At 76.4% G+C, this 14,185-nt stretch carries 9 protein-coding genes; 8 read left to right on the top strand and 1 reads right to left on the bottom strand.

Annotated elements, in window-relative coordinates; translation table 11 throughout:
* Nucleotides 1-8 precede the first annotated feature (8 nt).
* The 7 genes from HLA93_RS09075 (at nt 9) to HLA93_RS09045 (ending at nt 11,607) form a co-directional block, all read left to right on the top strand.
* Nucleotides 9-1,592, top strand: a complete 1,584-nt coding sequence (locus HLA93_RS09075; RefSeq protein WP_222194059.1) for a hypothetical protein — start codon at nt 9-11, stop codon at nt 1,590-1,592.
* A 109-nt stretch (nt 1,593-1,701) separates the two neighbouring features.
* Nucleotides 1,702-2,862, top strand: a complete 1,161-nt coding sequence (moeZ, locus tag HLA93_RS09070) for an adenylyltransferase/sulfurtransferase MoeZ (RefSeq protein WP_222194058.1) — start codon at nt 1,702-1,704, stop codon at nt 2,860-2,862.
* Between the two features lie 71 nt (nt 2,863-2,933).
* Entirely contained in the window at nt 2,934-3,521 is a 588-nt protein-coding gene (locus HLA93_RS09065) for a TIGR03086 family metal-binding protein (RefSeq protein WP_222194057.1), read from the top strand.
* Nucleotides 3,522-3,617: 96 nt separating this feature from the next.
* Nucleotides 3,618-4,649 (top strand): hypothetical protein, encoded by a 1,032-nt coding sequence (locus HLA93_RS09060; RefSeq protein ID WP_222194056.1) that lies wholly within the window; start codon nt 3,618-3,620, stop codon nt 4,647-4,649.
* A 23-nt stretch (nt 4,650-4,672) separates the two neighbouring features.
* A complete protein-coding gene (locus HLA93_RS09055; protein ID WP_222194055.1) occupies nt 4,673-4,981 on the top strand; it encodes an MGMT family protein in 309 nt (102 codons plus the stop codon).
* Nucleotides 4,982-5,032: 51 nt separating this feature from the next.
* On the top strand, nt 5,033-8,266 hold the full coding sequence (locus HLA93_RS09050; RefSeq protein WP_222194054.1) for an ATP-dependent helicase: 3,234 nt from the start codon (nt 5,033-5,035) through the stop codon (nt 8,264-8,266).
* Nucleotides 8,263-11,607 carry an ATP-dependent helicase gene (locus tag HLA93_RS09045; RefSeq protein ID WP_222194053.1) on the top strand — a complete coding sequence of 1,115 codons (3,345 nt, stop codon included), beginning with the start codon at nt 8,263-8,265 and terminating at the stop codon, nt 11,605-11,607. The genes HLA93_RS09050 and HLA93_RS09045 overlap by 4 nt, the downstream gene beginning before the upstream one ends.
* Nucleotides 11,608-11,810: 203 nt before the next feature.
* On the opposite strand, the gene HLA93_RS09040 is transcribed toward HLA93_RS09045, so the two are convergent.
* Nucleotides 11,811-12,692, bottom strand: coding sequence for an alpha/beta fold hydrolase (locus HLA93_RS09040; protein WP_222194052.1), 882 nt, complete (start codon nt 12,690-12,692; stop codon nt 11,811-11,813).
* A gap of 61 nt (nt 12,693-12,753) precedes the next feature.
* Here HLA93_RS09040 and HLA93_RS09035 point away from each other — a divergent pair, with 61 nt between their 5' ends.
* A complete protein-coding gene (locus HLA93_RS09035) occupies nt 12,754-14,175 on the top strand; it encodes a M20/M25/M40 family metallo-hydrolase (protein ID WP_222194051.1) in 1,422 nt (473 codons plus the stop codon).
* The last annotated feature ends 10 nt before the right edge of the window (nt 14,176-14,185 follow it).

Below are 14,185 nucleotides of genomic sequence, written 5' to 3'. Positions count from 1 at the left end.
CGGCGAGCGTGCCGGCGGCCGCGGGCCCGGTGGTCACCGGGCTCGCCGTCCGGTCGGTGCGGCGCGGGACGGCGGTGGTGACGGTGCTCGCGGCCGCGCTGCCGGCCCTGGTGGCGGTGCAGTTCCGCCGGCTGGACCAGGCGCTGGCCGGCCCGTCCCTCGCCGCGCTCGCCGAGAACCCGGCGATCCGCACGCTGTTCGGCCCCCCGGTCGCCCTGGACGACGTGGGCGGTTTCACCGTGTGGCGCACCGGGACGCCGGTGCTGGTGCTGGTCGGCACCTGGGCGGCGCTCACCGCGTCCCGGGTGACCCGGGGTGAGGAGGAGGCCGGCCGCTGGGACCTGTTGCTCGGTGGTCGCACGCGCCTGCCCGAGGTGGTGCTGCGGCACCTGGCGGTGACCGCCGGCGCCGCCGCGCTCGCCGGGGTCGCGGTCACCGCCGGGCTGCTGCTCGCCGGCACCGCGGTCAGCGGCGCCGTGCTGTTCGGCGCGCTCGTCGCCGGGACCGGGGCGTGCGGTGCCGCACTGGGTGCGCTCGCCGGTCAGCTGCTGGCCGAGCGCCGCGCGGCCGCCGGCGCGGCGGTGGGGGTGCTGCTGACCGGGCTGCTGCTGCGGATGGTCGCCGACGGGGTGCCGGCCCTGGCCTGGCTGCACTGGCTCGGTCCGTTCGGGTTGCTGTCCCGGAGCGCGCCGTACGCCGACGACGCGGTGGTCCCGGTGCTCCTCCTGGCCGCGGCAGACGTGGGGCTGGCGGCAGCGGCCTGGTGGGTGGCCGGACGGCGCGACGTCGGCGGTGCCCCGCTGCGGCGCACGGGCGCGGTGCGGGCCCGGTCCCTGCGGTCGCTGGCGGCCCTGGCCGTGCGTCGGGTCCGCCGTCCGGTGCTGGCCTGGGGCGCCGGCCTCGCGGCGTACTTCCTGCTGATCGGGGTGCTCGCCACGACGATGACCGAGTTCCTGGCCGAGAACGCAGACTTCGCCGACCTGGCCGCACAGGCGGGTTTCGCCGGGCTGGAGACGGTCTCCGGCTACGTGTCGGCACTGTTGGCCCTGCTGGCCCTCCCGGTGGGTGCCTTCGTGGCCGGGCGGGTGGCCGACACCGCGGCGGACGAGGTGGCCGGCCGGCTCGCGCTGGTCCATGGGCTGCCCGTGTCCCGGGTCCGCTGGCTGGCCACCGACCTCTCGGCCGTCGCTGCGGGTGCCGTGCTGCTCGTCGTCCTGGCCGGCGCGGCGACCTGGGTCGGTGCCGCCACGGTCGGGGCCGGGCTGACGTCCGGCGAGGCCCTGGCCGGGGCGCTCAACGTGCTCCCGGTGGTGGCCCTCTGCCTGGGTGCGGCCGTCGTGGCGCTGGCGTGGGCGCCGGGAGCCGTCCTGCCCCTGGGCTCGCTGCCGGCGGTCGGCGGCTACCTCCTGCTGGTGCTGGCCGACACCCTGGGCTGGCCGGGGTGGGTGCGGGGCATCTCGCCGTTCGCCCACCTGGCCGGCGTCCCGGCGGTACCGCCGGACGTGCCGGGCCTGGTCGGCATGCTCGTCCTGGCTGCGGTGCTGACCGCGGCCGGCGCGGTCGGGTACGCCAGGCGGGACCTGCGCGGCTGACCCGGCCACGGCGGGGGAACAGGCGCACGTGCCACGCTGTTGGGCAGTCCAGGACCCCGGCCTCTGGAGCCGGTCAGCCCTGTCACCACAGCCGTGTGAGGAGCGCTCCGTGCAGTTGCCACCCCTGGTGGAGCCCGCCGCCGACCTGTCGATCGACGAGGTCCGCCGCTACAGCCGCCACCTGATCATCCCCGACGTCGGGATGGACGGGCAGAAGCGCCTGAAGAACGCCAAGGTCCTCGCCGTCGGCGCCGGTGGGCTCGGCTCCCCGGTGCTGATGTACCTGGCCGCGGCCGGTGTCGGCACGCTCGGCATCGTCGAGTTCGACACCGTCGACGAGTCGAACCTGCAGCGCCAGATCATCCACGGTCAGTCCGACGTGGGCCGGTCCAAGGCCGAGAGCGCCCGGGACTCGATCAAGGAGATCAACCCCTACGTCGACGTCCGGCTGCACGAGACGCGGCTGGACAGCGACAACGTCCTCGACATCTTCCGCGAGTACGACCTGATCGTCGACGGCACGGACAACTTCGCCACCCGCTACCTGGTGAACGACGCCTGCGTGCTGCTGGACAAGCCGTACGTCTGGGGGTCGATCTACCGGTTCGACGGCCAGGTCTCGGTCTTCTGGAACGAGCACGGGCCCAACTACCGCGACCTGTACCCGGTGCCGCCGCCGCCCGGGATGGTCCCCTCCTGCGCCGAGGGCGGTGTCCTGGGCGTGCTGTGCGCGACCGTCGGCGCCATCCAGGCCACCGAGGCGGTCAAGCTCATCACCGGCATCGGCGAGACGCTGCTGGGCCGGCTGATGGTCTACGACGCCCTGGAGATGACCTTCCGCGAGATCAAGGTCCGCAAGGACCCGGAGGGCGAGCCGATCACCGGCCTCATCGACTACGAGGCCTTCTGCGGTGTTGTCTCCGAGGAGGCCCAGGAGGCCGCCGCCGGCTCGACGATCACCGTCGACGAGCTCAAGGACATGATGGACGCCGGCAAGGACTTTGCCCTGATCGACGTCCGGGAGCCCAACGAGTACGAGATCGTGTCGATCCCGGGCGCCACGCTGATCCCCAAGGACGAGATCCTCTCCGGCCGGGCGCTGGCGCAGCTGCCGAACGACAAGCCGATCGTGCTGCACTGCAAGACCGGCGTGCGTTCCGCCGAGGCGCTGGCCGCGGTGAAGAACGCCGGCTTCAAGGACGCCGTGCACGTGCAGGGCGGCGTCACCGCGTGGGCGACCCGCATCGACAAGGCACTGCCGACCTACTGAGGCAGGACGCAGCAACAGGGGCCCGGGACGCCGATCGGCGTCCCGGGCCCCTGCTGCGTTCTACTCATGGCATGCCTCAGCCCAGCCACGCCGACCTGCTGCTGCTGTTCCAGCGGGCGCAGGCACAGTTCACCGACCGGGTCGACGCCGTCGAGCCGGGGGAGTGGGACGCCCCCGCGCTGCCCGACTGGAGCGTCGCCGACCTCGTCGCGCACCTGACCGGTGAGCAGCGGTGGGTCGCGCCGCTGCTGGCCGGCGAGCCGGTGGACGACGTCGCCGCGCGAATCCCCACCGACCCGGACGAGCTGCTGGGCGGTGACCCGCTGCTGGCCTGGGAGACCGCGGCCGACGAGGCGCTCACCGCCTGGGCGGGGCTCTCCTCGCCCGACCGCACGGTGCAGCTCTCCTCCGGCCCGGCGAGCGCCGCGGAGTACCTGACCGAGATGACCGCGGACCTGACCGTGCACGCCTGGGACCTCGCCCGGGCCGTGCACGGCGACACCCACCTGGACCCGGACCTGGTCGCCGCCGCCTTCCGCTACGCCGAGTCCCACCTCAGCGAGGACGGCGTCCCGGGGCTGTTCGCCGCGCCGCTGGACGTGCCGCCCGGCGCCGACCTGCAGACCCGGCTGCTGGCCCGGTTCGGTCGCCGCGGCTGAACCCGCCGTGCACCCACTCGACACCGACGGACGCAGCCGCCGTCGGCCGGCGGCCCCTAGGCTCCGTCCCCGGACAGTCGAGTCGGAGGTCGCACGATGAGCCAGCCCCCGCAGGGGAACCCGCCGCACGGGCCGGACGGGCGGCCCGGTGAGCAGCCCGACCCGGGGCGCTGGGGGCAGGTCCCGCCGCCGCAGCCCGGTGGCGTCTGGGGGCAGCCCGGCGGACCGGGCGGCTGGACGCCACCGGCGGGTCAGCCGGCCGGTCCGGGTGGCTGGGGACAGCCGCCGGCCGGCGCGGGCGGCTGGGGGCAGCAGCCGGGTCAGCCGCCGGCGCCCGGCGGGTGGGCGCCGCAGCCCGGCCAGCCCGCGGGCTGGGGCGGGCCACCGGCACAGGCGGGTCCCCCGACCCTGGTCGGTGGCTTCGGGGTGCCGGCCCAGCCGCCGCACCCGGGCGGTCCCGGGGGCCCTGGCTGGGGTGGGCCGGGTGGCCCCGACGGCGGCCGGAAGCGGACCAGCGTCATCACCACGGTCGCCGCGCTCGCCCTGGTGCTGCTGGTCGCGATCGCCCTGGTGATCACCCTCGGCGGCGACGACGAGGAGACCGCGGCCGGCGCGACGGACTCCGCGCAGTCCCGTCCCTCGTCCAGCGCACCGGCACCGTCGTCCTCGCCGGCCCCGGTCGATCCCGCGGCGGAGGACCTCCTGGCGCAGCTGCCCAGCGACTTCGTCGACTGCGTCGAGCAGCCGCTGGCCGGTGACGGCGACGTGGCCGCCGCCGCGTGCGGGGCGTCGCAGACCCAGCCGGGTGCGGCGGAGGCGGTCTTCCACCGCTACCCGGACGTCGCGACGCTGGACGCGGTGTTCGAGGCCGACACCGGCGGCGCGGGGCTGACCGCGCTCACCGGTGAGGACGACTGCTCCACGACCGTCGGCTACGGCGAGTGGACGATCGACGGTGTGACCGGTGGGCTGGTGGCCTGCACGATCGTCGGTGACGGGACCGTGCAGATCGCCTGGACCGACGACGAGTACCTGACCGAGGGCCTGGTCAGCGCACCCGGCACGACCCAGGAGGACGTCAGCGCCCTCTACGCGTGGTGGACCGAGAACAGCTTCTTCCAGGGCTGAGCGTCGTCGAGCAGGAGCGCAGGATGACCGGTCCACCCGACCCGGCGGACGTCGACGAGGCCGTCTACGACGTGGTCGAGGCGATCCCGCCGGGGCGGGTGAGCACGTACGGGGCCATCGGGCGACTGGTCGGGGTGGGGCCCCGGCGGGTCGCGCGTGCCCTGTCCGGCGGCGGCGCGGCCGTGCCGTGGCACCGCGTGGTGCGGGCCGACGGCACGGCCGCCGAGCCGGTGCGGGTCCGGCAGCTGGAGCTGCTGGCCGCCGAGGGCGTGCCGCTGCGTGGTCCCCGGGTGGACCTCGCGGCGGTCGGCTGGCCCGACGCAGACCACTGAGGGCCCGGCGGGGCGACGGGGACTGTCGTCCCCCCGTGGTCTCATCGAGGGGTGCGGGGGGAGACGGGGAGCGCAGCGGTCGAGACGGCACCGGTCTACCGGCTGGTCCAGCCGGAGGCGGTGCCGGTCGTCCGGCCCCGGCTGGACCCGACCCAGCAGGCGGTGGTCGACCACCGTGGCGGGCCGCTGCTGGTGCTGGCCGGCCCGGGCACCGGCAAGACCACCACGATCGTCGAGGCGGTCGCCGCCCGGATCGACGCCGGCGCCGACCCCGAACGGCTGCTGGTGCTCACCTTCAGCCGCAAGGCGGCCGCCGAGCTGCGCACCCGGATCACCGCGCGGGTCGGCCGCACCATCCGCGAGCCGGTCGCCCGCACCTTCCACTCCTACGCCTTCGGTGTGCTGCGCCGGGCGGCGGTGCTGCGCGGTGAGCCGGCGCCACGACTGCTCACCTCCGCCGAGCAGGACGCCGTGGTCGCCGAGCTGCTGCGCGGTGACGCCGACGAGGAGGGCGCCGTTCGCTGGCCGGCCGACCTCGCCGCCGCGCTGGGCACCGAGGGCTTCCGCGGCGAGCTGCGCGACCTGCTGCTGCGCGCCACCGAACGGGGGATCGACAGCCGCCGGCTGGCCGCCTGGGGCAAGGAGCGCGGCCTGCCGCACTGGGAGGCCGCGGCGGACTTCCTGCGGCAGTACCAGGACGTCTCCTGGTTCCAGACGATCGCCCGCGGCGGGGCCTCCGGCTACGACCCCGCCGAGCTGGTGCGCACCGCGATCGACGAGCTCCGGGACGACGCAGAACTGCTGCGCACCGAGCGGGAGCGGGCCGGCTGGCTGTTCGTCGACGAGTACCAGGACACCGACCCGGCGCAGGTCGAGCTGGTCGAGCTGCTGGCCGGGGGCGGCGGCAACCTGGTCGCGGTCGGTGACCCCGACCAGGCCATCTACGCCTTCCGGGGCGCCGAGCCCCGCGGGATCATCGACTTCCCCACCCGCTTCCGGCAGCGCGACGGCCGCTCGGCGCCCCGCCTCTCCCTCGGCGTGTGCCGGCGCTCGGGGGCGGAGCTGCTCACCGTCAGCCGCCGGGTCGCCGAGGGGCTGCCAGGGCCGTGGGAGCACCGCCGTCTCGTGCCCGGTGAGGGCATCGACCCGGGCTCGGCGGAGGTGCACGTCTTCGACTCCCCGGCGGTGGAGGCGGCCTTCCTCGCCGACACGATGCGCCGGGCGCACCTGCTCGACGGCGTCCCGTGGTCGCAGATGGCCGTCGTCGTCCGGTCGGCGGCGTCCGGTCTCGGCCCGGTGCGCCGGGCGCTCACCCAGGCCGGGGTGCCCGTCGCGGTCTCCGCCGACGACGTCGCGCTGGCCGGCCAACCGGCGGTCCAGCCGCTGCTGGCCGCTCTCACCGCCCTGCTGCCGCCGGCCACCGGCACCCCCGCCGGCGACGGTGGTGCAGGAGAGGCCGGCCTCGACGAGGCAGGCGCCGAGGCGCTGCTCGCCTCCCCGCTGGGCAACGCCACCGTGCTCGACCTGCGTCGGCTGCGGCGGGCGGCCCGGCGGGCGATGGCCGAGCGCGGCGAGGACGCCGCGGTGCGGGGCGCCCCGCTGGCCACGCTGCTCGCCGACCGCACGCTGCTGGACGCGGTGCCCGAGCACGTCGCCCGCCCGGCCCTGCGGGTGTCCGCGGTGCTGGCCGCCGGCCGGCTGGCGCTGGCCACCGACGGCACCGCGGAGGACGTGCTGTGGGCGATGTGGCAGGCCAGCGGCCTGGCGAACCGGTGGGCCAGGGCCAGCGCGGCCGGAGGCCCGACCGGCGCGGTCGCCGACCGTGACCTGGACGCCGTCGTCTCGCTGTTCGACGCCGCCGCCGGCTTCGTGGACCGGCTGCCGCACGCCGGTGTCGCGGCCTTCGTGCAGCACCTGGGCGCACAGCAGCTGCCCGGCGACAGCGGCGCGGCCCGCGCCCAGGTGGGCGAGACGGTGCGGCTGCTGACCGCCCACGCCAGCAAGGGCCTGGAGTGGGACCTGGTCTGCGTCGCCGGCGTGCAGGAGGGGGTGTGGCCCGACCTGCGCAGCCGGGCCAGCCTGCTGGGCGCCGAGGACCTCGTCGACGCCGCCGGCGGCACCGACCCGGCGACGCTGGACCGGCGCACCCACGCGCTGGCCGAGGAGCGGCGGCTGTTCTACGTGGCCTGCACCCGGGCCCGCAGCCGACTGCTGGTCACCGCCGTCGACGGCGCGCTGGACGGCGGGGACGCCGGGGCCACCGCCTCGCGCTTCCTCGACCTGGTCGCCGCGCCGCCGGCCGACGGCGACGGTGTCCGGCCGCACACCCCGCTGCCCCGGCAGCTCACCCTGCCGGCGCTCGTCGCCGAGCTGCGCCGCCACCTCACCGACCCGCAGACGCCACCGGCCCGGCGGTCCAGCGCGGCCGCGGTGCTGCGCCGGCTGGCCGAGGAGCGGGTGCCCGGCGCCGACCCGGCGGGGTGGTGGGGGCTCGCCCCGCTGTCCGACGACGCGCCGCTGGTCGACCCGGACGACGTCGTGCCGGTGCGTCCCTCGGCGATCGACACCTTCCAACGGTGCCCGCTGCGCTGGGTGCTGGGCGCGGTCGGGGCGGAGGCGGCTCCCGAGGCCACCCGCACGGTCGGCTCGGCGGTGCACGACGTCGCCCAGCAGGTCGCCGAGGGGCTGCCGCCCGCCGACGCCTCCGCCGTCCTGGACGCCGAGCTCGACGGGCTCGACCTGGGGCCGGGCTGGTTCGACCAGCGGCAGCGGGACCGAGCCCAGGAGATGCTGACCAAGTTCCTCGCCTGGCACGCCCGGGCCGACCGGGAGCTGGTCGCCGCGGAGGAGGACTTCGACGTCACCGTCGGCCGCGCCCGGCTGCGCGGCCAGGTCGACCGGCTGGAGCGCGACGGCGAGGGCCGGCTGGTCGTCGTCGACCTCAAGACCGGCAAGACCGCACCCCGGGCGGTGGAGGAGCACGGCCAGCTCGCCGCCTACCAGCTCGCGGTCACCGAGGGCGCGTTCGCCGACCACGGCACGACCACCGGCGGGGCGGCGCTGCTGCAGGTCGGCGGCGCGCAGAAGGCCGCCAAGGAACACGTGCAGTCACCGCTGCCGGCCGACGTCGACCCGCGGGAGAGCTGGGCCGGCGAGCTGATCGCCGAGGTGGGGGAGGGCATGGGCGGAGCGTCGTTCACCGCGCGCACCGACACAGACTGCGAGCGGTGCGCCTTCCGGCGCAGCTGCCCGATGCAGGAATCCGGCCGGCAGGTCACCCGATGACGCCGCGGACGACGGCCTCCGACGGCCAGTTGAGCTTCGACCTGCCCGGCATGGTGCCGGTCGTGGCGCCCGAGCCGCCGCGGCTGCTCACCCCGGCCGAGGTCGCCGCCCGCTGCGGGCTGACCTACGCCCCGTCGCCGGAGCAGGCCGGGGTGGTGTCCGCGCCGGTCGACCGGCCGCTGGTCGTCGTCGCCGGTGCCGGGTCGGGGAAGACGGAGACGATGGCGGCGCGGGTCGCCTGGCTGGTGGCCAACCAGCTGGTCGCTCCGGAGGCGGTACTGGGGCTGACCTTCACCCGCAAGGCCGCCAGCGAGCTCAACGCCCGGGTGCGGCTGCGCCTGGGTGCGCTGGCCGAGCACCCCGACACCGACCCGGCGCTGCGCGAGCGGCTCGCGGTCGCCGCGCCGACGGTGGCGACCTACCACGGCTACGCGGCCGGCATCGTCGCCGAGCACGGACTGCGGATCGGCGTGGAGCCCGGTTCCGGGGTGCTCGGGCCGGCGATGTGCTGGGGGCAGGCGGCCACCGCCGTCGCCGGGCACACCGGCGACATGAGCGACGTCGCGCTCGGCCTGGTCACCACCACCGAGGACGTGCTCCAGCTGGCCGCCGAGCTCGGTGAGCACGACGTCACCCCGGCGGCGCTGCGCGCCTGGACGGCCCGCTTCGAGGCCCAGCTGACGGGATACCCCGACGCGGGCCGGAAGAAGGGCCCCTACGCCGAGGTCCTCAAGGTCCTGGCGCGCCAGCGGGCCCGGGTCGCGCTGCTGCCGATGGTCGAGGCGTTCGAGGCCCGCAAGCGCGCGGCCGGTGCCATCGACTACGCCGACCAGGTCGCCTACGCGGCCCGGGTGGCGGTCACCTCCGCCGAGGTCGGCCGGCGGGAGCGGGCCCGCTGGCGGGTCGTCCTGCTCGACGAGTACCAGGACACCAGCGTCGGCCAGCTCCGGATGCTGGAGGCGCTCTTCGGCGGGCCGGGCGGGCACCCGGTGCTCGCCGTCGGCGACCCGCGGCAGTCGATCTACGGCTGGCGCGGTGCCTCCGCCGGCACCATCGAGCGCTTCGCCCGCACCTTCCCCGGCACGCCGGACCGTCCCGCGGAGCGGCTGACCCTGTCGACCAGCTGGCGCAACGACCGGGCGGTGCTGGCCGTCGCCAACGCGGTCGCCGCGGCGCTGCCCGAGCCCGAGCAGCCGCTGCCGGACCTGCAGCCCGCACCGGTCGCCGGGCCCGGCGCGGTGCACGTCGGCCTGTACGACACCGTCGCCGAGGAGACCGAGGCCCTCGCCGACCGGCTGGAGCGGTGCTGGAAGGGCAGCGAGGACGCCGCACCCGGCGCGCCGGCGAAGCGCCCCACGATCGCCGTCCTCGCCCGTCGGCGCGCCCAGCTGCCCGGCATCGCCGCCGCGCTGCGCGCCCGCGGGCTCCCGGTGGAGGTCGTGGGCCTCGGCGGCCTGCTCGACGTGCCCGAGGTGTCCGACGTGGTCGCCACCCTGCGGGTGCTGGTCGACCCGACCGCCGGGGACGCACTCGGCCGGCTGCTCACCGGCGCCCGCTGGCGCATCGGCCCTCGCGACCTGGCCGCCCTCGAAGCCCGGTCCCGGGCGCTGGTCCGCGAACGCTCCGCCCCCGCGCCGGTCGAGGACGCCACCCCGCCCGAGCCCGGAGCGCCCGCGGCGCCCACTCCGCCGCGGGAGCGCGGCAGCATCATCGAGGCCCTCGACGACCTCGGCCGACCGGAGGCCTACTCGGCCGAGGGACACCAGCGGCTGCGTCGGCTGGGCCGCGAGCTGGCCGCCCTGCGCACCCGGCTCGGGGAGTCGCTGCCGGACCTGGTCGACGAGGTGGTGCGCAGCCTGGGCCTGGAGACCGAGCTGGCCAGCCACCCCGACGTCACCCCCGGTGGGGCCCGCACCCACCTGGACGCGCTGCACGAGGTCGCCGCCCAGTTCAGCGAGCTGGCCGAGCTGCCCTCGCTGCCGGCCTTCCTCGGCTACCTGGCCGACGCCGAGGTGCGCGAACGTGGGCTGGAGCCGGGCGAGGTGGCGGTCAACCCGGAGGCGGTGCAGCTGCTCACCGGGCACTCGGCCAAGGGCCTGGAGTGGGACGTCGTCGCGGTGCCGGGGATGACCGTCGGCCAGTTCCCGGCCAAGGGCGACGCCTCCGACTCCTGGATCCGCGACCCGGGGGCGGTGCCGGTCGACCTGCGCACCACCGACCGCGCCGAGCTGCCCCGGCTGCACCTGCCGGTGCCCGGCTCCGGCGACCAGGCCGCGGTCCGGGACGCGCTGGAGGACTACGTCGCCGAGTGGAAGGACTTCGGCCTGGCCGAGGAGATCCGGCTCGGCTACGTCGCGGTGACCCGGGCCAAGCACCTGCTGCTCTGCTCGGGCAGCTGGTGGCGTGACGGCAAGACCGTCTGCGGGCCGTCGTCCCTGCTGCTCGCCGTCAAGCAGGCCTGCGAGGACGGCGCCGGGGTGGTCGACGCCTGGGCCGAGCCACCCGCCGACGACGCGGAGAACCCGGCCCTGGCGGAGTGGCCGGTCGGCGTCTGGCCGACCGACCCGCTGTCCTCCGGTCGCCGGCGCGCGCTGACCGCCGCCGCCGAGCTGGTCGCCGCCAGCCGGCCGCACCCGCTGACCGCCGAGGCGCTGAACGCCACCGACGACCCGCTGGTCGCCGACTGGCTGCGAGACGCCGACCTGCTGCTCCGGGAGCGGGCCGAGCACTCCCGCGGCACCGTCGACGTGCCGCTGCCCGCGCACCTGTCGGTGTCCGCGCTGGTCGCGTTGCGCCGCGACCCCGGCGAGCTGGCCCGCCGGCTGCGCCGTCCCATGCCCGCCGCGCCGGCTCCGCTGGCCCGGCGGGGCACCGCGTTCCACGCCTGGCTGGAGGAGCGGTTCGGCGTCTCCCGGCTGATCGACCTGGACGAGCTGCCCGGCAGCGGGGACGCCGCGGCCGCACCCGACGAGGCGCTCACCGCGCTGCAGACGGCGTTCCTGGGCAGCGAGTGGGCCGACCGCCAGCCGGTCGACGTGGAGGCGCCGTTCGAGACGCCGCTGGGCCCGCTGACCCTGCGCGGCCGGATCGACGCGGTCTACGCCACCCCCGACGGCGGGTACGAGGTCATCGACTGGAAGACCGGCCCGGTGCCGGGCGCGGCCGAGCTGGCCGCCGCCGGGGTGCAGCTGGCCGCCTACCGGCTGGGCTGGTCCCGCCTGACCGGCGTCCCGGTGGAGCGGGTCAGCGCCGGCTTCCACCACGTCGCCGCCGGCGTCACCCTGCGCCCGGTCGACCTCCTCGACGAGGCCGGCCTCCTCACCCTCGTCACCGGCGCGTGACCGACATCTGCGGTCTCGTCGTCACCGTGGCGGTGCTGGCCACGAGATCGCAGCCCTCGGCCCGCTGAGGTCGTGGAGGCGGCCCCGCCGACCGGCGGTGGCCGGTCGTCGGGGCCGCCACGTCCGGTGCCCAGTTCTGCGTTCTCGTGGTGGTCGGGCGCTGAGAGCCACGAGATCGCAGATCTCGCGACCAGAGGCGGGGCTCAGCTGGGCGGGGCGTGGACGCCGGCGCGGGGGTGCAGCTCCGGGCCGCGGGCGACCCGGTCGAGCACCGCCCGGGCCACCTGCTCGGGTGCCTGCTCCGGCACCCAGTGGGTGATCCCGGCCAGCTCGACGAAGCGGTAGTCGCCGGTCACCTGGTCCGCGCACGCCTCGGCGGCGGTCCGTCCCACCGCCACGTCGCCGTCGCTCCACACGTAGGTCGTCGGCACCTCCACCGGGTCCACCCGGGTCGAGGAGTCCATCGCCCGGTACCAGTTCAGCGCCGCGGTCAGCGCGCCCGGCGCGGACAGCTGCCGCACGTAGCCGTCGACGGCCTCGGCTGGCACCCCGGGGGCGTCGAGCAGCCGCCGCAGCCGCCGGGCGTCGTCGGCCAGCAGCACGTCCTCGGCCTTGCCGGCCTGCCGGAAGAGCTTGATGTACGCCGAACGCTCCTTCTGTTCCGGGTCGGCGCGGAAGGCCAGCGCATAGGCGGTCGGGTGCGGCACCGACACGGCGGTCAGCGTGCGCACCCGGTCGGGGTGCCAGGCGGCCAGGCCCCACGCCACGTTGGCGCCCCAGTCGTGCCCGACGACGTCGGCGACCGGCACGTCCAACGCCGTCATCAGGTCCGCGGTCACCTGCACGAGGTTGGTCAGTGCGTAGGCGTCCACCTCGCCGGGCCGGGCACCGGGGGAGTAGCCCAGCTGGTCGGGGGCGTAGGTGCGCAGCCCGGCGCCGGCCAGCAGGGGGGTCACCGCCGACCAGCTCAGCGACGTCTCCGGGAAGCCGTGCAGCAGCAGCACCGGCGGGCCGTCCTCGGGTCCGTCGGTCCGGACGTCGAAGGTCAGGTCGCCGACGTCCACCTGCAGCATCCCCACAGCCATGCAGGCAACCTAGCCCGCGCCCCACCGGGCCCGCCCAGCAGCGCGCGTTACCGTTCGGCCCGTGAGCAGCTCCGCCGAACGCGACTTCGTCACCGCCCACCTCGACGACCTGCACGCCGACCTGGACGCCTGGTTGCGCATCCCGTCGATCTCCGCCGACCCGGCGCACGCCGCCGACGTCCGGGCCAGTGCCGAGTGGCTGGCCGAGGCGCTGCGCCGCACCGGCTTCCCGACCGTGGAGATCTGGGAGACCGAGGGTGCGCCGGCCGTCTTCGCCGAGTGGCCCTCGGCCGACGAGGCTGCGCCGGTCGCGCTGGTCTACGGCCACCACGACGTCCAGCCGGTCGACCCGCTGGAGCTGTGGCAGCACCCGCCGTTCGAGCCCACCCGCGTCGAGACCCCCGACGGCCCCGAGCTGCACGCCCGCGGCGCCATCGACGACAAGGGCAACGTCGCCTTCCACCTGCTCGGCATGCGCGCCCACCTGGCCGCCACCGGCCGGGACACCCCCGCCGTCACGGTCAAGATGGTCATCGAGGGCGAGGAGGAGTCCGGTTCCCCGTACTTCGCCGAGCTGTTGCGCCAGCACCGCGACCGGCTCGACTGCGACGTCGTCGTGGTCAGCGACACCGGCATGGCGGCCCCCGACCTGCCCAGCGCGGTGACGAGCATGCGCGGCCTCGCCGACGCCGAGATCACCCTGCGCGGCCCGGAGGTCGACCTGCACTCCGGCTCCTTCGGCGGCGCCGTCCCCAACCCGCTGCACGCCCTCGCCGAGCTGGTCGCGTCCCTGCACGACGCCGACGGCAAGGTCACCCTGCCGGGCTTCTACGACGCCGTCCGCCCGCTGTCCGACCGCGAGCGCGACCTGATGGGCCGCGTCCCGTTCGACGAGGCCGCGTGGCTGGCCGGCCCGGCCGCGTCCCGCACCACCGCCGGCGAGGCGGGCTTCTCCACCCAGGAGCGGATCGGCGCCCGGCCGACCGCCGAGGTCAACGGCATGTGGGGCGGCTACTCCGGCCCCGGCCACAAGACGATCATCCCGGCCGAGGCGCACGCCAAGATCACCTTCCGGCTGGTCGCCGACCAGCGGCCGGAGGAGATCGGCCCGATGGTGCAGGCCTGGGTCGAGGCGAACCTGCCCGCGGGCATCGAGGCCGACGTGCACGTGCCCGCCGGCGGCGTCGCCCCCTGCGCCAGCGACCTGGACTCTCCGTACATGGACGCCCTGCTCACCGCCATCGCGCAGGCCTGGGACAGCCAGGCCGACCAGGTGCTGTTCATGAAGGAGGGCGGCAGCGGACCCGAGGCCGACCTCGCCGAGCAGCTCGGTGCCCCGCTGGTCTTCCTCGGCGCCGGCCTGCCCACCGACCGCATCCACTCCCCGAACGAGCGGGTGCTGCTGCCGATGCTCTACCGGGGCGCCGAGGCCACCGCGCACCTGTGGCGCGAGCTGGCCGCCGTGCGCCGCACCGCCGGCTGAGCCGGCCCGG

Origin of the sequence: Modestobacter italicus, from assembly GCF_019799965.1 — a bacterium.
Lineage (GTDB): Bacteria > Actinomycetota > Actinomycetes > Mycobacteriales > Geodermatophilaceae > Modestobacter > Modestobacter italicus_A.
Note: the sequence above shows the minus strand (reverse complement) of the source record. Positions and strands in the feature narration are given on the sequence as shown.